1 protein-coding gene is annotated in these 1,188 nt (G+C 52.8%); it reads left to right on the top strand.

The genetic code is table 11. The annotated features are described in order from the left end of the window. Positions 1-347: 347 nt before the first annotated feature. A partial coding sequence (locus tag Q673_RS36230) for a reverse transcriptase domain-containing protein (protein WP_268744290.1) occupies positions 348-1,188 on the top strand: 841 nt, incomplete at its 3' end.

Consider the following 1,188-nt stretch of genomic DNA (forward strand, 5'->3'; position numbering starts at 1 on the left):
GTACAAGTATGGCTCACTTCTGCTGTGGGCGACGAATAGCCACGTCGTTGCCAACAGAGGTATGGACAGTGCGCAGCTAATCCATACCGGGTGCACCAACTTGCAGCATGCAAGGGTAAAGATTGCGATCGGCAACCTCCTCCATACACTTGAGTCCAGCATGTAAACGAGGGAAGGCTTGTATGGGATGGTAAGGGAGTGCGACCCCGATGCCCGACAAGCTGGCGGAGCCTCCGTAGTAGTCCGAGGTGGGGAAAGCCCATCACATGGCGAAGGGAGGCAGTTCAAGTGGCTTGTTCCACTAATTACCTGACCGAGAGAGGTGAAGACCTTTGATAATCAGGGAAATGCAGAGCAAGCTAGCAACATGGTCAACAGAAGATCCGAATCGTAGGTTTGATCGACTGTTGAGGCTGATTGCAGGGCGCGACTGGCTCCTGAGTGCTGCGTGGAAAACACTGGCATCAAAGGGGGCCAAGACTGCCGGAATCGACGGTGTGACTCGACGAGTAATGGAGCAGAATCTTACCCACTACGTGGATGATATTCGCTCAGAGCTGCTGGCTGGAACCTATCAGCCTCAGCCTGCTCGTCGTATCTATATTCCGAAGGCCAACGGCAAGAAGCGCCCACTGGGGATACCAACACTGCGAGATAGGATTGTACAACGTGCGATGCTGATGGCCATGGAGCCCATATGGGAAAGCGACTTTCATCGCTTATCCTACGGCTTCCGTCCCGAAAGAAGCGTGCACCATGCTATCCGAACCGTGAAATTGCAGCTTACGGATAGTGGAGAAACGAAGGGCCGCTGGGTCATAGAAGGCGACTTGGCAAGCTACTTTGATACTGTCCACCACCGAAAGCTGATGCGGTGCGTTCGCAGGCGGATTTGTGACAATCGTTTCCTAGACCTCCTATGGAAATTTATCAAAGCGGGCCATGTCGACAAAGGGCTGTTTCATGCTGCTCACGACGGCGTTCCGCAAGGTGGTGTGCTTTCACCATTACTGTCGAATATCATGCTGAATGAATTCGATCAATGGCTTGAGAAACGCTATCTTGGCAAGAAGGCCCGCAAAGATCGTTGGTACTGGAACTCTAGCATCCAACGGGAATTTCCAATCGCTATGCGAGAAAGACGACGTTGGCGACCAGCGGTAGCTTACTGCCGCTACGCTGATGATT

Origin of the sequence: Halomonas sp. PBN3, assembly GCF_000475415.1 — a bacterium.
Taxonomy (GTDB): domain Bacteria; phylum Pseudomonadota; class Gammaproteobacteria; order Pseudomonadales; family Halomonadaceae; genus Halomonas; species Halomonas shengliensis.